Origin of the sequence: Halolactibacillus sp. JCM 19043 (genome assembly GCF_001310395.1) — a bacterium.
Lineage (GTDB): Bacteria > Bacillota > Bacilli > Bacillales > Amphibacillaceae > Halolactibacillus > Halolactibacillus miurensis.
This window is the reverse complement of the sequence record NZ_BAXD01000001.1, coordinates 83,885-106,093: the sequence shown is the minus strand read 5'-3', so window position 1 is coordinate 106,093 and position 22,209 is coordinate 83,885. Positions and strand designations below refer to the sequence as shown.

Here is a 22,209-nt window from a genome sequence, read left to right as displayed (position 1 = left end):
CGTTCTCCTAACTATCATTCTAAATTGTTCTCAGCTGAATCACTTGATTCAGACGCATCATTTGCTTGCTCATCGTTCTGTGACTCGGGCTGGCTAGAAAAGCGTGACATTTGATCATGTTCTATTAGTAAATCAACACGTGTCGGTGTATAGCCTTCACTTTCTACCCATTCAATCAACACGCGAAAATGTTCCTGTGTGGCACGGTCCGTAAAGGTAGCCGACACTTTATTCGGGCCATTACCACTCACCCACAAGTACTGCATCGCCTCAGACTCTATCCCTGTCGCCAGTGTGGCCGCTTGTAACATTTCTTCCCAGTCTTTTGTCTCTTGTTCAAAACTGATGGTATGAGGTTCGGCTTGCGTTGTTGGTACCGCATCCCAATCCGCTTGATAACTTGAAAGCACATTGTCTTCTGTTGACTCAACAAAAGTTAAGTCATAATCATCTGGATTTTTAGGTGCATCCGTTGTCTCGCTATCTGATGCGTCTCGGTCTTCTGTATCAGTTTCATCCTCACCAGTGACCTCATCCGCTGCCGTCTCGTCATTGGTGTTATCTTCGACTGGTTCATCTTCCGCTAAGTCATTAAGATCTTCTTCATCCGTATGGTCATCTACAGGATTATCCGTCGTTTCCTCAGTAGCTTCATCCTCACTAAACATGATTTGTGAGATAATCGGCGCACTAATGACCGATAATAAAAAGACAACGAGAATGCCTATTAAAATAACAAGCCAACGCTTATTTTTACGCTTCTTATTGAGACGTCTCGTTCTGCTGAATACAATATCATCTTCCACCGTATGTAGCCTCCCTCATCATTATTCTATTCTCTTAGTATACAATAGTTCTTAGGTATGCGCTATAAAACAAAAGAAAAAGTGACTTTCTAAACCTTTCATAATCAGCATCTGATGACTGTTTACTTAAGAAAGAGAAAGCCACTTACTTTTCTATTATTTTACTTCAGTGATACGAACACGCATGTCGCCACCAGGTGTTGGCACATTAACTTCTTGACCGACTTCACGGCCAAGTAAACTTTTGGCGATAGGTGAATCATTTGAAATCTTACCTTCAAACGGATCAGCTTCTGCACTACCAACAATGGTATATTCTTCCTCGTCACCATCTGGTAATTCGATAAAGGTAACCGTCCGTCCCATTTGAACCGTCGATTGGTCACTGTCATCGTTTTCAATGATAACAGCGTTACGAATCATCGTTTCTACTTGGGTAATACGCGACTCAACAAAGGCTTGATCGTCTTTTGCTGCATCATACTCTGAGTTCTCAGATAAGTCCCCAAAATCACGGGCAATTTTAATACGTTCAACAACTTCTGGACGTCGAACGGTTTTTAAGTGTTCTAATTCTCGTTGTAACTTTTCTTTTCCTTCTTCGGTCATATAATAACTTTTTTCTGTAGCCATGACTAACTCTCCTTTTAATACCATTCACATATTTGTCTCTATAACGTTATGCTAGCCTTTTATCAATTATGAACAAAAGACTATTAAAAATCATACTAACGGATTCTCGTTGATATTTCAATAGGTTTTTACATTTCTTTCATAAATTTTGAAAGCGCCCAGCATTATTTGTGTTGTTTTGACAAAATGGTTTCAATCTTTGTCGCCATAATATCAATTGCGACATGGTTTTCACCACCTTCTGGAATAATCAAATCTGCATAGCGTTTGGTCGGTTCGGTAAACTGTAAATGCATCGGTCTTACAACCGACAAGTACTGTTCAATAACCGAATCAATCGTACGTCCACGTTCATTAATATCACGTAGTAACCGGCGAATAATACGTAAATCTGCATCAGTATCAACAAAAACTTTAATATCCATTAAGTCTCTTAACCGTTCATCCTCTAGCACAAGAATACCTTCTAAAATAATAACGTCTTTAGGCTCTACAAGCATCGTATCATTTGAACGTGTATGACGTTTAAAATCATAAATAGGTTTGTTAACTTCCTCATGATGAAGCAACTGATGTAAGTGCTCTACTAATAAATCGTTATCAAAAGCAAACGGATGATCATAGTTTGTTTTTAAGCGTTCTTCAAATGGTAAATGTGATTGATCTTTATAATAAAAATCTTGTTCAATGACTAAGACAGACTTATCTTCGAAGCGGTCACAAATCGACCGAGTGACCGACGTCTTACCTGAACCTGATCCTCCAGATACCCCAATAACAATCGGTTTACTACGTTCATTCTCCATACTTCCAGACCCCTTTATTGATATTTTTTCTCGCATTTTTTCATTCATTTATGTGTCGCGTTGTTATGGCCACACCGTCCCCGACAGGAACAATAACCGTCGTAAACCCTTCAAGTTGGGTGAGCCACTGATTATATCGATCAATTTTTTGAGACAGTTTAGCTAAGCGTTTACTCGCAACACTTGCATCTGAGACATACCCTTTGAATAAGACGTTATCTGTAATAATCATCGCTTGGTCCGTCAGGTTCGTTGTAAATGTTTCAAAGAAACGTTGGTATTGGCCCTTAGCCGCATCAATAAACACGAGATCGTACGGTCCTTTACTATTTAACTGATCCGCTAAATCAAACGCATCACCATGCAAAATCTCTACTTGTTGATGTTGGTCATATTGGTGTATATTTTCTACGGCTGTTTTAAAGCGTTCGTCGTCTCGTTCTACGGTAACGACGCGAATATTGGCATGAACACTTGCCATCTGTAGCGCTGAGTAACCAATTGCCGCACCAATTTCTAAAATACGCGTCGGTCGATGAAGGCGAATTAATTGTTTTAAAAAAGCTATCCCATCAGGTTCCATAATCGGAATATGTTGCGCTTTAGCTTCACGCTCCATGACGTTAAACGGATAGACCGATGGTATGGTTAATCGTTTAATATAGTCAAAAACATGTGCATCCATATGTGATCACCTTCCTTTATACACAGAGAAAATCAGGGAACACATTTCCCTGATTCGCTGTTTAAATATCACGATCTAAATATTCATTTGCTTTTCTGCGGTGCTCTTCAAACGTTTCAGAGTAATAAATCTCACCATCCGCCGCGACAAAGTATAAATAATTTGTGTCGCTTGGATTAATCACTGCTTCCAATGAACTCTCACCAAAGTTTGAGATGGGTCCAACGGGAAGTCCGTACACACGATAGGTGTTATAAGGTGAATCAATTTCTAAATCAGAGAATAACACACGATCTTTATGTTCCCCTAGCGCATAAAGCACGGTCGGGTCTGTTTCAAGTCTCATACCTTCTTCTAAACGGTTATAAAAGACACCCGCAATCATTTGACGTTCTTCTTCATTTCTTGCTTCACGTTCTACGAGTGAGCTAAAGGTAAAGATTTCATGGATAGAGAATTGTTCTAATCCGTCAATTTCCGCAAAGTAATTGAGTAACACATCTTCCGTTTTATCAAGCATTTGTTCAATAATCGTTTCCATTGACGGCTCATCTTCATACATTGGATACGTTGCCGCAAATAAATAACCTTCAAGCGGGTAACGAATATCATCATCTAAAATCGTCTCCGACAAAATACTTGGATACTTTTCAATCAATGATTGAATGTAGGCCTCATCTGTCATCAAATCTAAAAATGCCTCTTCATCAATATTCACGTTATTACTAAGCAACGTCGCTATTTCTTCAATCGTGCGACCTTCTGGAATCGTGACAAAAAATTTCGCTTCTTCAACGATACGACCAGACTGCAATTCATTTGAAACCTCAGCTAGTGTCATACTTGGTGACAGTGTATAATCACCTGCTTGAAAATCCGTTACGTTATTAACTTTAATGTAAATACGATACATTAACGCATTATTAATGACACCATTATCTTCTAAGATCTCCGCGATCGCCGATGATGACGAACCTAAAGGAATCGTTACTTGTACTTCCTCCATACTTGACTCATCAACCGGACTTAGTCCGTCCATAATATAATCATAGGCAAACTTTCCACCAAAACCAAACAGAATAATGAATACAACTATCGATACAACGACGATTCTTCTCGTTATACTCGCTTCTTTTGCTCGATTTAAAAAGTTATGATGCATTTTCTGCTTCGTTTGTTCAAACGTATGCTTGACGCTATTATTATCTTGATTATCTTCGTTTATTTCTTTTGAATTATTTTGGTTATCTTCAGTCACCTGCGTCCCTCCTCATCTGATACATTATACTAAAACCCGACGCATTTTTCCACAGCTTTCTCTTATTTACTTTTAGCGCCTGTTGTTTGTTCTAACGTATTCATGACTAAAGACGCAAAGATATTGGGTGATGTTACATTTTTCTAACAAAAGCGAAAAACATACAAAGTCAGCGAATCGACTTTGTATGTTTTGACCTTTGTTTTTAATTATAGATCCATCTGGTCTACAAGTGTATTAAATGTTTCTTCGACAATATCCCATTCTTCATCTGATTCGATTGAGAATAACATTAAATCATCTTGATTGTCTTTTTCTTCATAACGGAAGACAAAGACTTCTTGTTCTTCATCCTCTGATTGCTCGACTGGCACAACCGCGACGTATGATTGATTGTTTTCCTCGATGTCAAAAGTGAAAATCACCTCGTAAAGATTTTCTTCACCGTTTTCTCCAGGAATGATAATGCGTTCTTCTTCAATTAAAGCCATATTCTTTGACCTCCTTTATATTCATTGATTGTTACTTTGAGTCAAGGTAACCTTGTAAAATCATCACGGCCGCCATTTTATCAATGACCTTTTTCCGCTTCTTGCGACTGACATCAGCTTCTAATAACACGCGTTCGGCTGCCATTGTTGATAAGCGTTCATCCACATCACCGTTGGCAGTTGAAACGTCTCTTCTATATGTTTTTGATAGTGAAGTGCCTTTTCACCACGGTCCCCAATATCATTGTTCATATGTTTAGGCAAACCAATCACAACTTCAGAAATCTCATGTTCTTGAATTATTTGCTTTAACTCTTCATCGGCTGATGTTATGTCTTCTTCATCCCACCGAATCGTCTTAATTCCTTGCGCTGTCCACCCAAACATGTCACTTACCGCAACACCGATTGTTTTCGAGCCGACATCTAAGCCCATTTTTTTCATATTATACCTCTTTATGTTGATCGATAAAATCTTTGACTAACACTTCAATGAGTTCATCACGGTCGAGGCGACGAATAAGGTTTCGCGCATCCTTATATCGCGGAATGTAGGCCGGGTCACCTGAAAGTAAATAACCAACAATTTGATTAATCGGGTGATAACCTTTTTCCTCTAATGCGTGATAGACAGTTAACAAGACGTCTTTGACATTTGTTTCAACTGGCTCCTCTGAGAAATTAAATTTCATCGTCTGATCCATATTCTCCATACTAACACCTCGTCCTTAACTGAAGTTTTCTAAATGACGTAAATCTTACTTACGACCATTATACCGTTAATGTGGTCTATTTAACAAGTTATCCGAGTGAAGAAATCATTGTTTTTACTTCTTGTAACGCCTCTTGTACTTTTTCAGGCTCTTTCCCACCTGCTTGCGCCATATCTGGACGACCGCCACCGCCGCCACCGCAAACGGTCGCTGCTTGTTTAATTAACTTACCTGCATGGTAACCTTTCTCAACAAGATCTTTTGAAACCCCACTCGCAAATTGTACTTTTCCATCATTGACGGCCGCTAAGAGAATAATACCTGACGGTAGTTTTTGTTTTAAATCATCGACCATTGAGCGGAGTTGATTCATATCTGAGACATTCACTTGTGCAATCAAACAATCAACGTCATTAATTTGTTCAACTTTGTCTAAAATATTCTTCGCTTCATAGCTCGATAATTTTTGTTGGTAGGCATCGTTCTCTTTTTGTAGTTGTTTCATATCTAGAAACAGTTGATCAAGTTTTTCTGGCACGTTTAATGGCTGTGCTTTTAACTTTTCACCTGCTTGTTTTAAAGCCACTTCTTGTTTATTAACAAACTGATAAGCACCTTTTGCCGTCACCGCTTCAATTCGGCGTGTACCAGCACCAATACCAGATTCAGCCACAAGTTTAAATAGTCCGATTTCTGCGGTATTCGTGACATGGCAACCTCCACATAGCTCTAGGCTATAGTCACCGACTTTAACAACTCGTACAACGTCACCATATTTTTCACCAAAGAGCGCCATTGCCCCCATTTGTTTCGCTTCCTCAATTGAACGGTTGGTAATCTCAACCGGAAGTGAGGCCCAGACTTGTTCATTCACTTTTGTTTCAATTGCTTGAAGCTCTTCAGATGATACCGAACTAAAATGCGAGAAGTCAAAACGCAACCGATCAGCACTAACAAGTGACCCTGCTTGATTCACGTGCGTACCTAAGACATCTTTTAATGCTTGATGTAATAGGTGTGTGGCGGTATGATTTTTCTCAATCAATAATCGACGTTCACGGTCAATTTGTGCCGTTACAGTCTCATCTAATTGAAGCTCACCTTCAGTGATTTCGATCAGGTGAAGGTGTTGCCCTTTCGGTGCTTTTTTCACTTCTTTAACCGTCGCTTTAAAGTGATCATTATAAATCACGCCTAAGTCTGACTGTTGACCGCCACTTTCTGCATAAAACGGTGTTTCAGCTAAAATCACAAACGCTTCCTCTCCGGTGACTTGATCGACAAAGGTTTGATTTTCAATCATCGCCACAACCGTCGTGGTGATTTCGTGGGTTGTATAACCGACAAACGTACTGTCTTTTGTTAGTTCACTAAAGACACTGTCTTGGACTTGCATGGAATCCACTTTTTGACGCGCATTACGTGCGCGTGCTTTTTGTTTTTCCATCTCTACTAAAAAGCCTGCTTCATCAATTGTAAAACCTTGTTCATGCGCATATTCTTCCGTTAATTCTTTCGGGAAACCGTACGTATCATACAACTTAAAGACATACTCACCTGGCACAACCGTTTCATTGCTCTTCGTTTGTTGGTCAATAATGTCAGACAGAATAACTAAGCCGTCATGTAATGTTTCATGGAAGCGTTCTTCTTCCGTTTGAATCACATTCATAATAAAGTCTTGTTTTTGTTTTACTTCTGGATAAAAGGCTTCCATAATAGAAGCCACTGTAGGAACGAGTGACGCCATAAAAACTTTATCGATGCCAAGTTGCTTACTAAAACGAACTGCGCGTCTCAATAACCGTCTTAACACATACCCACGACCTTCATTAGAAGGTAAGGCACCGTCACCGACCGCAAAACTAACCGTACGAATATGATCACTAATCACTTTAAAGGCTGTATCCGTTTCTTTGTTGTCACCATAATTAACGGTGGTTAACTTTTCTACTTCTTTAATAATCGGTAAGAATAAATCGGTTTCGAAATTTGTTTCCGTCCCTTGGATGACACAAATCATTCGTTCAAGTCCCATCCCCGTATCAATATTTTTCTTCGGTAGTGGTGTATACGTGTCATCAGGATTATGGTTGTATTGAGAAAACACTAAATTCCAAATTTCTAAATAACGATCATTTTCCCCGCCAGGGTAAAGTTCAGGATCATTTAAATCATTGCCATAAGCTTCCCCACGGTCATAAAAAATTTCCGTGTTAGGTCCACTTGGACCTTCACCGATATCCCAGAAATTTTCTTCTAAACGAATAATCCGCTCTTCTGGTAGTTTAATGGTATCCTTCCAGTAGCGGAACGCTTCATCATCTTCTGGATGCACGGTGACTGAAATTTTTCTGGGTCAAAACCAATCCATTTATCACTCGTTAGAAATTCCCATGCATACTCAATCGCTTCTTCTTTGAAATAATCACCAATCGAAAAGTTACCTAACATTTCAAAGAACGTATGGTGACGCGGCGTGTAGCAACGTTTTCAATATCGTTTGTTCGAATCGATTTTTGCGCGTTCGCTAGACGCGGATTAGCAGGCATGACGCGTCCATCAAAATATTTTTTTAACGTTGCTACACCGGAATTAATCCATAGTAACGTTGGATCTTCTTGTGGGATAAGTGAGGCACTCGGTTCAATCCGGTGGCCTTTTGATTCAAAGAAATCTAAAAACATTTGTCTTACTTCACTTGAGGTTAATGCTTTCATCTGTGTTCGCTCCTTTATTAATCATTACTTATATACAGCCATTTATTGCTAACGATAGGCAATATAAAAACTCCCATCCCTGCAATATCTTGCAGGGACGAGAGTTATCTTCGCGGTACCACCCTGATTATAGCTAACGCTATCACCTTTAGTGAATGATAACGGCATTCAACCGGTAAATGGTTAATTTACACTCAAAACGAGCTTCCATACCTCTTCATTTCGCTCACCTTACAGCCTAAGGGTAAGCGTCTCTTTAAATGGGCTGATATGTACTCCTGTTTCTCGACGTTTTTTTCTATCGTTTCACCCGATATTATAGAGAATCTTTTTGCCGCTGTCAATCGATAGTCTGATGAGTTGTTCCAGCTGGTGAAAATGTCATGTCTGATGAAACCTCTAGGTGAAGGTCACCTTCCTCATCTATCATATAGCCATACCATCGGTCTTCCACAACTTTAAACTCTAAACAGCATTCCATACAATAATAATGTTTAGTGGAAATTTCACCTAAACTTAAGTGCTGGCAGTAAAAACACCGCATACACGTCACCTCTTTTTTTGATTCAGTGTAGCCAAATCAAGGGGACGTTTATACATGCGTTCTGCTTTTTTATCCTAATCTTACATAAAATCAAACGGTGAGACGTCTTCATCGCCTAAAGCTTGTTCTTCTAAATCTTCTTCTAAACGTTCACGGTAGTCTTTATCGGTAAAAACACCCGTTAAACGTTCGATAAGTGTTGTATAACGTTCATTCGTGTCAATCGTGGTGACGCCCTCTAAAAAGGCTGCTTGGTCCCCGCAAATAATCAACGACTGTTTTGCTCGTGTCATTGCCGTATACAATAAGTTTTTCCTAAGCATTCGCCGGTAAGCACGGTCAACAGGCATGACGACAATCGGAAATTCACTCCCTTGTGACTTATGGATCGAAATACAATACGCATGGGTAATATTTAATAAATCCTGCCGGGTATAGGTGACATCATCCTCTTCAAAGGTGACAATTACTTGGTCTTCCCCGTCAATATTTTCATTTTCTCTAAATATGGCGGTTATTTTACCAATATCCCCGTTAAACACATTGTCTTCCGGTTGATTAACGAGCTGAATCACTTTATCACCGGTTCGAAACACGGTATCTTTCGTATGCAGTTCACGCGCACCTTTACGCTTAGGATTCACAACCGACTGGATGCGAGCATTTATTTCATTAATGCCGACATCCGTCTTATACATCGGCGCTAAAATTTGAATATCTTGAATATCAAATCCCCGCTCAATCGCCCGAATCACAATCGTTTCAATGGAGTGCAACAACTGGTGACGCTGACACGGGATAAAGTTGAAATCACTCGCTTTAGTTAAATCCGCTGCCGTTAATTCATCATGTTTAATTTGATGCGCCAATGTAATAATTTTCGATCCTTCTTTTTGCCGGTATACTTCATCAAGTTTAATTTGTGTCACTTGATGACTATGTAATAAATCACTTAACACCTGTCCAGGTCCTACAGACGGTAACTGGTCCTCATCTCCAACCAGTAACACTTGCATCGAAGATGGGATCGCTTTAAATAATTGATTGGCTAGAAAGATATCGACCATCGAGAATTCATCAATGATGATCATTTTACCCTCTAATGGATTGTCTTGCGTTTTTTCAAAGTGTTGATGCCATCCCAACCGAGTAAACGGTGAATCGTATAGGCAGGTAAGCCGGTCGATTCGGTGATTCTTTTTGCGGCCCTACCGGTAGGGGCGGTGAGTATATACGGAAATTCACTGCGCTTCGCATAATCTTGTAACTTCATACTCACATCATTCAGTTCGCTATACGCTTTTAAAATCCCTTTAATGACCGTTGTTTTCCCTGTACCAGGTCCACCGGTTAAAATCATCACTTTCGTCATGAGTGCTTGTTTAATCGCTTCGTATTGAACTTTGCCGTAGGTCAAGTGTTCCTCTTCTTCTACTTCACCGACGACCTTTAATAAATCCGCTTCAACAATCGTCTCTTCTACTTCCAGCTCACTGATGCGCTTGAGTTGTGTCGTTAGTCCTGCTTCAGCATAATAACTGACGGGTAGGTAAATCCGGTCTTGTTCTTCAACTAAATACTCTTCTTCTGCCATTTCAACTAATTCTTTCATCAACATCTCGTCGGTGATATCATACCGACGCGCTTCCAGTAAGCGATTGACCTTCTCTCTTATTAAATCTTTTGGTAAAAAAACATGCCCGTCATTTAATGATTCATTCAGGACATAAAGAATTCCGGCTCTGATTCTTGACGGGTGATTTAAGCTAATGCCACGATCAGTCGCAATTAAATCCGCCCGGTGAAAGCCAAAACCTTCGATATCAAATACGTATTGATACGGATTTTCTTCTAGAATGTTAATGGCTTCATCTTGATAATGTTGATAAATCTTTTGCGCCAGCTTTAAACCAATCCCGACCTTTTGCAAGGCAACGACAACCGTGTCAAACCCTTGATATGTCTTTAATCGCTCGACTAAAATCGTCCGGCGTTCATCATTTAAACCTTTAATATCTTTTAACACATCGGGCGCGCGAATGATTTTATTAATCGCCCCTTCACCAAGCGCTTCCACAATCCGACTCGCTGTTTTTTTTCCGATTTTAGGAAAGAGATCACTCGACAAATAACTGACGAGCCCTTCCTCTGTCTTTGGCACATACCGCTCGTAGTGATCGACATGATACTGCTCACCAAATTTTTTATGATGGACAAACTCCCCGTAAAAGACATAGGCTTCACCAGGAAAGATTTCACCAAAGTAGCCTTTTACAACGAGTTCATCCTCATCAAATGCTTCGTTCGTCTTTAACACTTTTATTTTAGCAATGGAAAAGTGTTCGGCTTGATTGGTATAAATCGTATAAATCAATTCTCCACGAATATACTTCGTTTCTTCTGACACGTCCACCGCCCACTTTCTTACTGTTGATCTAATATTTGTTCAATCTGCATCAAGGTGCCTTGCGCAAGCGTATGTTCCGGGTCTAAGTCAAGGACACAGTTTAAATCTTTGATAGCTTCATCTGTTCGCTCTAAAAATAAATCACAGAGGGCGCGGTTATAAAGCGCATCTGCATGCGTCGGGTGACTCTTATAAACCCCATCAAATACACGATACGCTTCGTCTAATTGAGAAAGCTCTGCTAAAGCGAGCCCATACTGCATCGCAATATCACGATCATTTGGACTGAGCTCACTTGCATGCATAAGAAATGGAAGGGCTAGCTTAAAATCATCTCTTTTTAGGTGTGAGAAACCAATCATAAAATAAACATCCGCTTCAGTTAAACCTAAATCAATCGCTTCTGTATATTGGCGAATCGCTTGTTTATATTGCGCTTTTTCAAACAAGAGATTGCCAAGTCCGTAATATGCCGTTGCGGCTTTTGGATCAAGCTCAAGTGCTTTTTCATAAAAATCTTTTGCGCGCACGTCTTCATTAAGATGCGCTAACACATGGCCAAAGTTAATGTATCCGACTGGATTATCAGGTTCCGCTTCAATCGCATCGTTGAAAGCTTTCACAGCCATTTCATAGTTCTCATCTTGCATGTATTTAATGCCTTGTTCAATATAAGTCATATCGGACTCCTTTCTTATATTCTTTATTATTAACCTAAATAATCGAGGCGCTTGCCGTCTTTATAGACCTCATCAATCGTCGCCCCACCTAAACACACTTCATCTTGATAAAAGACGACCGCTTGACCCGGTGTAACGGCCTTTTCTTCTTGGTCAAACACGACATGAAGGTTGCCATCTGGTAATTGCGTCACCGTGACACCAGAATCTTTTTGACGGTATCTAAATTTCGCGGTTGCTTTAAATGTTGTTTCCTCAATCGGATTGACAAAGTTCACCTCAGAGGCAAGTAAAGCATCTGATGATAAGTACGGATTATGTTCACCCGCTTCAACATAGAGAATATTGTCATTTAAGTTCTTCCCAACAACAAACCAAGGGCCACCTGGACCACCAATACCGAGTCCTTGGCGTTGACCAATCGTATAGTACATCAAACCATCATGTTCACCTTTATCTACACCGTCCATCGTTTTGATCCGACCAGGTTGAGCGGGTAAATACTCACTTAAAAACGTTTTGAAATCACGTTCACCGATAAAACAAATACCGGTACTGTCTTTTTTCTTTGCGGTCGCTAAGTCATGTTCTAACGCCATTTGTCTCACGTCTTTTTTGGGTAAATGACCGAGTGGGAACATCACTTTTTCTAACACGTCATGTGACAGTTGATTTAAGAAATAGGTTTGATCTTTATTATCATCCACCCCACGCAACAATTCGATTTTACTATTCTCTCGTCTCAGTTGCGCATAGTGACCCGTCGCTACATAATCGGCTCCAAGCGAAAGCGCGTGGTCTAAAAAGGCTTTAAACTTAATTTCTTTATTACACATCACATCAGGATTTGGTGTGCGACCTTTTTTATATTCATCTAAAAAGTAGGTAAACACTTTATCCCAATATTGTTGTTCAAAGTTAACCGCAAAATACGGAATATCCAGTTGATTACAGACACGTATCACATCTTCATAATCTTCTGTCGCCGTACAAAAGCCATCGTCATCGGTATCATCCCAGTTTTTCATGAAAATACCGATCACATCATAGCCTTGTTGTTTCAATAGTAAAGCCGTCACGGAAGAATCCACGCCACCACTCATACCGACAACAACGCGGGTATGTTTATTATTACTCATAATTATCTGCTCCTTTATCATATTTAGTTAATATTAAATACCCAGAAAAAAGCACTAAAACATTTACATTAATTGGAAATCGTCTTTAATTGTTGAATTTTTTCTCTTATCTTAGCAGCTTTCTCATTCCTTGATGTATCTTCATACATCATTGCTAATTGATTCATGGTAATAATGTTATTTGGATCTATCTCCAGAGATTTATTGTAGGTTTCTTCAGAGCGATGAAAATCTTCTGTTTTCCAATAATAATAACCTAATAGCTGTAAGGCTTTACTATCCCCAGGGTAAGAATTTGTATATGCCTCTAGTTCTTTTAATCTAACATTTGGATTTTTTCCGCTTTCAATTGGATTTGTCTTGCTTTGCATCGTTAATATTTCCTCTATACCCTCTATTGATATTCCAACTTCATCCTTAAACGCTTTATAGAATTCTTTTTCTTGTGTCTCTAACATTATATTTCTAACAGAATCGTCCTCACTTATTTCAATGACTTTAAGTAGTGCGATGTGACTTTGTAAATAAGACGTATCATATTTCATTTTATTATTCATTTTTTTGAACTTATTAACTTTCCCTAAAAATATTGGTGACGTCTCTACACCAAAATAGTCTTCACTTAACTTTGCAATTCCTTCGATAAACCATACAGGATAATTATCAAAATTCAAATTGTTTTCTTTACAAAATGAATGTGTTTTAAAGTGGACATATTCATGAGAAAATACATCTTCTATATTTTCCACAGATATATGAATAACTAATCCATCGTATACAGCTAACCCTTTATGATTTGACGGTATTATTTCTTTTGTTTTTGTTTTAAATTCCTCCATAGAGGCGTACAAAATTAGTTCAAATGAATGCTCATCTCCTCCAAGAGATATGTCGGATAACATTTTATCCATTTGAGTTACAGAACGACTTATTTCCCGCTCTATTTTCTGAGTATCGTTAATATTAGTATAAATATATCCATCTGTAGAACCTACTAATTTCTTATTATATTTCATTTCACTAATAATATCGTTTACTTGACCCTCATATTGACTATCAGCTTTTCCTTCGAAATAATTAGTAATTTTTTCAATTGTCGAGTTGTCCATAATATGATGTTGTATGCTATCTAACAGAATAATTGCTAAAAATATAATAATTATAAATCGGCATATCTTTTTCATACACCCTCCATTTAATTTACTAACCCGAATCAACTTCTACAATTATGCACTTTTACCAAAAACCTACAAATAAATGAATAAAAACCAAAATCATCATATTCACGCTTTTTATTCAGATAGCTTTCTTAACCGTTCAATTGTTTGTTTGACACGCTTTGTAACCTCAATCATCGCCTGTTCTGTATGATGAAGACCAAAACTAAATCGGATCGCACTCAACGTACGTTCATCTTGTTCACCGTACATCGCCTTTAAGACATGTGAGGACGTCATCGCCCCCGCCGTACATGCGCTACCCGATGAAACAAACACCCCGTCTAAATCTAAATTCATTAACACTTGCTCAATGCGCGTACCTAAGAAACTCACATTACAAATCAGTGGACTAACCTTTTTCTCATCACCATTGATGACAATGTTATCGATGGTTGTTAGCTCTTGTTCAAATAGTGCTTTTAACTGTTTGAAACGTGCCTGACGGTTTAATTCTTCACCTAAAAATAGTTCAACCGCCTGTTTAAACCCGGCGATACCGGGTAAGTTCTCGGTTCCTGGACGACGCTTTCGTTCCTGATCGCCCCCAAAAAAGAGCGGCTGCAATTTAACCTCTCGGCGTTTATAAAGTGCCCTATCCCTTTTGGTCCGTTAATTTTATGAGCGGTAACGGTTAATAAATCAACGTGTAACGCCTCCACATCAAGTGGCATAATACCGTATGCTTGGACCGCATCGGTATGAAATAACGCTTGATGGTCTTCTAACAGCTCACCCATCGCTTTGATCGGTTGAATCGTTCCGACCTCGTTATTCACCATCATGACAGAGACAAGAATCGTTTCGTCTGTCAGCGCCTCTTTTACAGCCTCTACCCCCACAACACCGGTTTCATCTACCGGTAAATAGGTCACAGTAAATCCAAGCGTTTCTAAGTAGTGACAACTATCTAACACCGCATGGTGTTCAATGGCTGAGGTAATAATATGTTTCCCTTTGTCTTGATGTTTTAACGCTGTACCGATGATCGCTAAGTTATCCGCTTCTGTTCCACCACTTGTGAAAATAATGTCTTTATCATTTGCCCCGAGTGACTTGGCAATGACCGTTCTTGCTTCATCTACTATTTTTCTTGACAGCCGCCCCAATTGATGAATACTTGACGGATTACCAAAGGCTTCAGTTAAAGCGTTGGACATTGTTGATGCGACATCCGGATGAAGCGGGGTAGTCGCCGCATGGTCAAAATATAAAGCCTCCATCTTCTTCATCCTCTCTCTTAAATATAGAACATATACGGTTCATTTTCTCCTGTTTCTTTATAAGTAGCTAAATCATCGAGTGTTGTTGTATCTAAGACATTTTTAACCGCATCACGAATCTGAATCCATAGGTGTTGTTTTTCTGGACTTTCGTCTTCGATTCCTTCAACTGGGGTAATCGGTCCTTCTAATATACGAATCACATCACCAGCCGTAATCTCATGAGCCGGTTTTGCGAGTTTATAACCACCATAGGCGCCTCTCACGCTTTTTACAAGTCCAGCATTGCGTAAGGGCGGGACTAACTGTTCTAAGTAATGCTCACTTAAGTCATGTTCTTCTGCAATCTTTTTTAAAGACACCGGGCCTTCTCCGTAATGTTTACTTAGGACAATCATCACGGTTAACCCGTAACGTCCTTTCGTTGAAATCTTCATCGATTAACACTCCTAGTCGTTTGTTTCTGTTGTCATTATATCATGAAGACGCTTCGACTTGCCATGTCTTCGAACTCATTAAACAGTTCACTATATTAATTCCTACAAATGTAGTATATTTTATATGAAACCGTCATACGACGTCAAGTCATTCGAAATGAAGCAGAAAATTTTGTATTAAAGGAGTTTTTACATGGCCACACAACCTCTCGCCTATCGCTTAAGACCTGAACACATGACAGATATAATCGGACAACAACACTTGATTGGGGAAGGAAACATGATCCGCCGTATGGTTGATGCCAATCGTTTAAGTTCGATGATTCTATACGGTCCACCAGGTACCGGTAAAACATCGATGGCAATGGCGCTCTCAGCGACACTCGGATTACGCTACAAAGTATTAAATGCGGTGATTGATAAAAAGAAAGATATTGAAATTGCGATTGAAGAGGCAAAAATGCACGGTAACCTCGTGGTGATTATGGATGAGGTGCACCGATTAGATAAAGCCAAACAAGATTATTTACTGCCGCATGTTGAAAGTAACCTCATCACATTAATTGGCTGTACGACAAGTAACCCTTACCACGCCATCAATCCGGCGATTAGAAGCAGAGTACACCTATTTGAACTACAAGCCCTTACGAAGACGGATGTATTAGATGCCTTGAACCGGGCCATTCATGACCGGAAAAAAGGCCTTGGCGAGATGCCGCTTCAAGTAACCGATGACGCCCTTCTTCATTTTGCGGACAGTTCAAGGGGTGATTTGCGTGCCGCTTTAAACGGGTTAGAGCTCGCGGCTTATTCTACCGCTAAGAACAGTGAAGGCATCATCGTTATTGATTTAAATGTCGCCGAACAGTGCATGCAGAAAAAAAGCTTCACCCATGACAAAGATGGTGACCATCATTATGATGTCCTATCTGCCCTGCAAAAATCGATCCGCGGCAGTGATGTCGATGCAGCTCTGCATTACTTGGCGCGTTTAATTGAAGCAGGTGACTTAGATAGTATCGCCCGGCGCTTAACCGTGATTGCTTATGAAGATATCGGCCTTGGCAATCCGCAAGCAGGACCACGAACGCTTCATGCGATTGAAGCAGCTGAGCGGGTCGGTTTTCCGGAAGCACGCATTCCACTTGCGTCAATTACGGTAGAACTTGCCCTATCACCAAAATCCAATGCGGCTTATAAAGCACTGGATCACGCCTTAAAAGATATTCGGTCAATGGATACAGGAGAAGTTCCTGATCATTTAAAAGATAGCCACTACCAAGGAGCTAAACATATGGGTCATGGCATTGGCTATAAATATCCGCATGACTATCCTGGTGCGCGCGTGAAACAACAATACTTACCAGATAAAATTAAACATAAGCAGTATTACCAACCGATTGAAACCGGAAAATTCGAACGTGCGTTAAAACAAATGCATGAACAAATTAAAGCGTTGAATAAAAACTAGTGATCATGAACACACTACTTATATCTACAAGTCTTACAACATACACTAGTAAAAACAAGGATATAAGAAAGGAATGTTCATATGACAAAGTTACGCCAAGACGCATGGAGCCACGAAGAAGACTTGTTGTTAAAGGACACGGTGCTCAAGCATATTGAATCAGGTGAAACTCAGTTACAAGCGTTTGATTTAGTAGCAAAAGAAGTGCACCGAACACCGGCTGCTTGCGGTTTCCGCTGGAACAAAGAACTACGAAGTCGGTATCAAAAAGAGATTAGTGAGGCCAAAACAGTCAGACACGCAACCTTACGTAGTCAACGACAACACAAAACAATGGTCAAAACAAAAATGACAAAAGACGCACCAAAAGAGATTCATACACTATTAGAACGGCTAGGGCACTATACAGATAAGCAACAAAACCTTATCGCTGAGCAAGACAAAGTAATCGAACAATTAAAGTCCGATAACAAGAAATTAGAACAAACCGTGCATCAACTTGAAACAAAACTCACATCGGTTGAAGAAGACTATCACACGTTTATTTCTATTATGGAACGAGCGAGAAAAATGGTTGTTCTTGACCCAACGGATCAACAAACCTTTACCATGGACAAAAACGGCAATCTACAATCCATCGCAAAATAAAGACACGTTACCCTAACAGGTGACGTGTCTTTTTTACAAAACGTTTATAATAAAACTATTCATACACTTTCACTCATATACTTTTTTGTTGCTAACTATTTCTGTTAGTTCCAGATCCCTCACTTGCCAACGTGTTTGTCCTTTGTCAAAGTAGAAGTGCATCTCATGTGACGCGACACCGGATTGATCCACTAATTCATACTGAAGAAAAAATTCTCCCTGATTAGCGTAACCAAAGTTAATCAGATCTATCTGAATCGATGCCACCTCTTCGATATCTTGACGCAAGAAGCCAAAATACACTGGCACAATTGATCCATTTTCTGTTTTTTCAATCCGATCACTATAAACCATCAAGGATGGCGAGGTCAGTTCTTCTAACACATCCATGTCTTGATCAATTAGAGCGTGTATATATTCTTTGGCATATTGATCAAGATCAAGGTAGATGTCAATTTCTTGTTGTAATCTTTCATTTTGATTTTTGGCATTAAAAACTTCTTGATCTAATCGACTGATTTCTCCTTCTAGTTGCGTTATTCGGTGACGTAACGTGTCATTTGTTTCTTTTTCTTCTACTAGGTTTAAGTCGCTCTCTGAATGATAATCAAACCATACATAAATGATAATCAAGCCAATCATTAGTACACTAACACCAACAACTATCCACCAATGTAACTGTCTTTTTTTCATATTGAATTCCTCCCTACCCATTAACTGTAACATGTTTGATTAAGAGAGAAAACGCTATCTTTGAAGTATCTTTTTTTCTTAAGTTAAGGAAATATCGATAGCGATCAGTGGCTTTATAAGATTTAACATAAAAAAGCCACCCAGAGGGTGAGCTTTTAATCATCATGTATAAAGATAATCCCGATCGTGCCGTCTCAATAGAAAGTTTTGAACCCGCTCTAGGCAGGTGGGTGCCCTGTCTCTTGACTCTTAAGTCTCAATCGAGTGGGGCATGTAATCCTCAAGAAAACATTGGGCTCCCGACTTTAAAATGTTCGGTCAAAACATTTGGATTTTCAACGAACACATCAGGATTAACTTGTAAGATTATCTTAGCACAGTTCAGTGTGATAATCAACCCAATTTGTAAGGGGTTACAGTCTATTATTCTTCCGAATTTTTCGCTTGAAGTTGCAGATGTAATTCGTCTAATTGCGCCTCACTTACTGTACCTGGTGCGTTTGTTAATGGATCCGATGCCGATGCTGTTTTAGGGAATAAAATCGTATCACGCAGATTCGTTTTACCTGCCAGTAACATGACTAATCGGTCAAAACCAAGTGCAATCCCTCCATGTGGTGGGGCACCGTATTCCAGTGCTTGCATGAGGAAGGCAAATTGTTCGTTCGCTTCTTCTTTTGTGAAACCTAATACTTCAAACATTTTCTCTTGTAAGTCTTTCTTATAAATACGCAGCGATCCCCCACCTAACTCAAAACCATTTAACACTAGGTCATAAGCTGAAGCTTTCACTTGTTCTGGTGCTGATGAAAGTTTATCAATATCTTGTTTTTGTGGCAGTGTAAACGGGTGGTGTGCCGCAAAATAGCGTCCGAGGTCGGCATCGTATTCAAGTAATGGCCAATCTGTTACCCACAAGAAGTTAAAGACAGATTCATCAATGAGATCAAGGTCTTTAGCAATTTTTTGACGTAATGCGCCTAGGCTATCATACACGACAGATGTTTTATCAGCAACGAATAATAATAAATCATTATCCTTTGCTTCAAGGGCTGTTTGAATCGCTTGTTGTTCTTCTGCTTCAAAGAATTTTGCGATTGGACCTGTTAAACCATCAGCTGTTACTTTGAGCCAAGCTAAACCTTTTGCGCCGTAAATTTTAACATAGTCGGTAAGTTTATCAATGTCTTTACGTGAGAATTTGTCCGCAAAGCCACTGACATTAATCGCACTTACCTTACCGCCACCAGCGACCGCATCTTTAAACACTTTAAATCCGGCCTCTTTCACTGTTTCTGATAAGTCAACAAGTTCTAAACCAAAACGTGTGTCGGGTTTATCTGAACCAAAACGACTCATCGCGTCATCATACGTTAGGCGTGGCAGTGGTAATGATAAATCTACACCCTTTACTTCTTTCATGACACGCGCCATCATGCGCTCTGTCATCGCCATAATCTCTTCTTCAGACATAAAACTTGTTTCAATATCAATTTGTGTAAATTCAGGTTGACGGTCTGCTCGTAAATCTTCATCACGGAAACAACGCGCAAATTGGAAGTAACGTTCAAAACCAGCGACCATAATTAACTGTTTAAATAACTGTGGCGATTGTGGTAACGCATAGAAGTGACCTTCATGAATACGTGATGGGACAAGATAATCTCTGGCACCTTCTGGTGTGCTTTTCGTTAACATCGGTGTTTCCATTTCTAAATAACCTTCGTCATTTAAGAAAGAACGCATGACTTGTGAGGCATGGTGACGTAACTTAAACGTTTGTTGCATCGACTCACGACGTAAATCGAGGTAACGGTATTTTAAGCGAACATCTTCTGATACATCCTCACCATCTAATACCGTAAATGGTGGATTCTTTGCTTCATTTAAAACCGTTACCGCTTCTACTAACACTTCAATCTCACCTGTGACCATCTTTTCATTGATTGTGGCATCATCACGCTTAACGACTTCACCTTGTACTTCAATCACATACTCACTGCGGACAGATTCTGCAATCTGAAGGGCTGCTTCACTTTTAGCCGGTGTAAATACTGCTTGAACAATCCCACTGCGATCACGTAAATCAATAAAGATTAAGCCACCTAAATCACGGCGCTTTTGCACCCACCTTTAATACCACGTGTTTTCCAGCATCCGAAAGCCTTAGCTCTCCCGCAAGTTGTCTTTTCTCTGTCATGTTTTATCCCCCTATCATTTTGATTGAATATAATCGACTAACGTATCAAAAGCGACCATTTCTTGTTCGCCTGTTGCCATGTCTTTTACTGTCGCTTGTTGTTGTTTGACTTCTTCTTCACCGAGTACGACGACAAACTTTGCTTGGTTACGGTCGGCATCTTTAAACTGAGCTTTCATTTTTCGATCTAAATAATCTTTATCAACCGATAGACCACTCTTTCGTAATCTTTGCGTCAAGGCATAAGCCGGTACTTTTGAGGATTCACCTAACTAACGACATAAACATCGAGTCCTTCGTTAACGGGTAAAGTGATCCCTTCATTCTCAAGTGCCATAAGGAGACGCTCAACACTTAAAGCAAATCCAATACCGGGTGTTTCTGGACCGTCTAAGTCTTCGACTAAACCGTTATAACGTCCCCCACCTGATAAGGTTGTGATCGCGCCAAAACCTTCTGCCGCACTCATAATCTCAAATGCCGTGTGGTTATAATAATCTAACCCACGAACTAAGTTACTATCCACTTCATAACGAATACCTGAAGCATCTAAATATTGTTTGACTTGGTCAAAATATTCACGTGCCTCGTCAGTCAAATAATCTAAGATTTTCGGTGCCTCTTTCATTGCTTTGTGATCGCGATCTTTTTTACAATCAAGTACGCGGAGTGGATTTTGATCAAGACGTGTTTGACAATCAGAACATAACTCCTCACGGTAAGGGCTAAAGTGATTGACTAAAGCTTGACGATGATTCTCACGACTTTCTTTATCACCTAATGAATTAATCACGAGCTTTAATGAATGAAGCCCTAACGATTGATAGAAAGTCATCGCCAGTGTAATCACTTCTGCATCAATCGCCGGATCTTTACTCCCGAGCGCTTCAACACCGAGTTGAACAAATTGACGCATCCGTCCTTGTTGCGGACGTTCATAACGAAACATTGGTCCGTTATAAAAAAGTTTTTGCGGTTGGTTAGCTAAACCATAGAGTTTATTTTGAACAAAAGCACGCACGACAGATGCGGTACCTTCTGGACGAAGCGTTAAACTTCTATTCCCACGATCTTCAAATGTATACATCTCTTTTTGGACGATATCGGTCGTATCTCCTACTCCGCGTTGGAATAGTTCCGTATGTTCAAAAATAGGTGTCCGAATCTCTTGGTAATTAAACCGGCGACATATATCAATAAATGTTGCTTCGACATATTGCCATTTCTCTGATTCTCCTGGCAAGATATCTTGCGTTCCCCGTGGTAAACGAATCATGTAAATCTCCCCTTAAATTAGTATATTTTTACAATTTGGACATAAAAAAAACGCCTCCCTATGAAAGGGACGAGCGATTACCCGTGTTGCCACCCTAGTTGAATACAAAAATCGTGTATTCCACTTATCACAATAACGCCTGCTCGCGACTATATTTACTATC

Annotated in this window: 15 protein-coding genes, 1 other RNA gene, 7 pseudogenes and 2 other annotated features (1 of these 25 running past the window's edge); of the genes and pseudogenes, 2 read left to right on the top strand and 21 right to left on the bottom strand. The window is 39.7% G+C overall.

Annotated elements, in window-relative coordinates:
- Positions 1–14 precede the first annotated feature (14 nt).
- From JCM19043_RS00525 to cymR, 17 genes and pseudogenes are all read right to left on the bottom strand, one after another.
- Positions 15–806 carry a YrrS family protein gene (locus JCM19043_RS00525; protein WP_062319052.1) on the bottom strand — a complete coding sequence of 264 codons (792 nt, stop codon included), beginning with the start codon at positions 804–806 and terminating at the stop codon, positions 15–17.
- A gap of 156 nt (positions 807–962) precedes the next feature.
- Positions 963–1,439, bottom strand: a complete 477-nt coding sequence (gene greA, locus JCM19043_RS00520) for a transcription elongation factor GreA (RefSeq protein ID WP_062319049.1) — start codon at positions 1,437–1,439, stop codon at positions 963–965.
- A 164-nt stretch (positions 1,440–1,603) separates the two neighbouring features.
- A complete protein-coding gene (gene udk, locus JCM19043_RS00515) occupies positions 1,604–2,245 on the bottom strand; it encodes a uridine kinase (protein WP_062319047.1) in 642 nt (213 codons plus the stop codon).
- A 40-nt stretch (positions 2,246–2,285) separates the two neighbouring features.
- Positions 2,286–2,930, bottom strand: a complete 645-nt coding sequence (locus JCM19043_RS00510; protein WP_062319044.1) for an O-methyltransferase — start codon at positions 2,928–2,930, stop codon at positions 2,286–2,288.
- A 61-nt stretch (positions 2,931–2,991) separates the two neighbouring features.
- Entirely contained in the window at positions 2,992–4,188 is a 1,197-nt protein-coding gene (gene mltG / locus JCM19043_RS00505) for an endolytic transglycosylase MltG (RefSeq protein WP_231631331.1), read from the bottom strand.
- 209 nt (positions 4,189–4,397) lie between these two features.
- On the bottom strand, positions 4,398–4,679 hold the full coding sequence (locus JCM19043_RS00500) for a DUF1292 domain-containing protein (protein WP_062319041.1): 282 nt from the start codon (positions 4,677–4,679) through the stop codon (positions 4,398–4,400).
- 31 nt (positions 4,680–4,710) lie between these two features.
- Positions 4,711–5,123 (bottom strand): annotated as a pseudogene (gene ruvX, locus JCM19043_RS00495) (Holliday junction resolvase RuvX).
- Position 5,124: 1 nt separating this feature from the next.
- On the bottom strand, positions 5,125–5,391 hold the full coding sequence (locus tag JCM19043_RS00490; RefSeq protein ID WP_062319040.1) for an IreB family regulatory phosphoprotein: 267 nt from the start codon (positions 5,389–5,391) through the stop codon (positions 5,125–5,127).
- Positions 5,392–5,479: 88 nt separating this feature from the next.
- Positions 5,480–8,111, bottom strand: a pseudogene (gene alaS / locus JCM19043_RS00485) (alanine--tRNA ligase).
- Between the two features lie 90 nt (positions 8,112–8,201).
- Positions 8,202–8,409 (bottom strand) — a binding site (T-box leader).
- A gap of 42 nt (positions 8,410–8,451) precedes the next feature.
- A complete protein-coding gene (locus JCM19043_RS00480; RefSeq protein WP_062319038.1) occupies positions 8,452–8,655 on the bottom strand; it encodes a hypothetical protein in 204 nt (67 codons plus the stop codon).
- 80 nt (positions 8,656–8,735) lie between these two features.
- Positions 8,736–10,052: pseudogene (locus JCM19043_RS18425) on the bottom strand (AAA family ATPase); the annotation flags it as partial.
- A gap of 353 nt (positions 10,053–10,405) precedes the next feature.
- Positions 10,406–10,681, bottom strand: a pseudogene (locus tag JCM19043_RS18420) (helix-hairpin-helix domain-containing protein); the annotation flags it as partial.
- Between the two features lie 398 nt (positions 10,682–11,079).
- Complete coding sequence (locus JCM19043_RS00470) at positions 11,080–11,742, bottom strand: tetratricopeptide repeat protein (protein WP_062319036.1); 663 nt, start codon at positions 11,740–11,742, stop codon at positions 11,080–11,082.
- Positions 11,743–11,771: 29 nt separating this feature from the next.
- Complete coding sequence (gene mnmA, locus JCM19043_RS00465) at positions 11,772–12,881, bottom strand: tRNA 2-thiouridine(34) synthase MnmA (protein ID WP_062319033.1); 1,110 nt, start codon at positions 12,879–12,881, stop codon at positions 11,772–11,774.
- 68 nt (positions 12,882–12,949) lie between these two features.
- Entirely contained in the window at positions 12,950–14,065 is a 1,116-nt protein-coding gene (locus tag JCM19043_RS00460) for a hypothetical protein (protein WP_062319031.1), read from the bottom strand.
- 108 nt (positions 14,066–14,173) lie between these two features.
- Positions 14,174–15,321 (bottom strand): annotated as a pseudogene (locus tag JCM19043_RS00455) (cysteine desulfurase family protein).
- Between the two features lie 17 nt (positions 15,322–15,338).
- The gene (gene cymR / locus JCM19043_RS00450; protein ID WP_062319029.1) at positions 15,339–15,758 is read right to left on the bottom strand and encodes a cysteine metabolism transcriptional regulator CymR; all 420 of its coding nucleotides are present in this window, start codon (positions 15,756–15,758) and stop codon (positions 15,339–15,341) included.
- Between the two features lie 193 nt (positions 15,759–15,951).
- Here cymR and JCM19043_RS00445 point away from each other — a divergent pair, with 193 nt between their 5' ends.
- Both JCM19043_RS00445 and JCM19043_RS00440 read left to right on the top strand, forming a co-directional pair.
- Complete coding sequence (locus tag JCM19043_RS00445) at positions 15,952–17,229, top strand: replication-associated recombination protein A (RefSeq protein WP_062319027.1); 1,278 nt, start codon at positions 15,952–15,954, stop codon at positions 17,227–17,229.
- A gap of 81 nt (positions 17,230–17,310) precedes the next feature.
- Positions 17,311–17,877: an RsfA family transcriptional regulator gene (locus tag JCM19043_RS00440; RefSeq protein WP_062319025.1), complete on the top strand. Its 567-nt coding sequence runs from the start codon at positions 17,311–17,313 to the stop codon at positions 17,875–17,877.
- A gap of 69 nt (positions 17,878–17,946) precedes the next feature.
- Here JCM19043_RS00440 and JCM19043_RS00435 read toward each other — a convergent pair whose 3' ends face one another.
- The 4 genes and pseudogenes from JCM19043_RS00435 to hisS form a co-directional block, all read right to left on the bottom strand.
- The gene (locus tag JCM19043_RS00435) at positions 17,947–18,570 is read right to left on the bottom strand and encodes a hypothetical protein (protein WP_062319024.1); all 624 of its coding nucleotides are present in this window, start codon (positions 18,568–18,570) and stop codon (positions 17,947–17,949) included.
- 173 nt (positions 18,571–18,743) lie between these two features.
- Positions 18,744–18,927, bottom strand: a non-coding RNA gene (gene ssrS, locus JCM19043_RS00430) — 6S RNA.
- A 66-nt stretch (positions 18,928–18,993) separates the two neighbouring features.
- Positions 18,994–20,770 (bottom strand): annotated as a pseudogene (aspS, locus tag JCM19043_RS00425) (aspartate--tRNA ligase).
- 14 nt (positions 20,771–20,784) lie between these two features.
- A pseudogene (gene hisS, locus JCM19043_RS00420) lies at positions 20,785–22,046 on the bottom strand (histidine--tRNA ligase).
- Between the two features lie 62 nt (positions 22,047–22,108).
- Positions 22,109–22,209: a binding site (T-box leader), on the bottom strand; it runs 121 nt beyond the window's last position.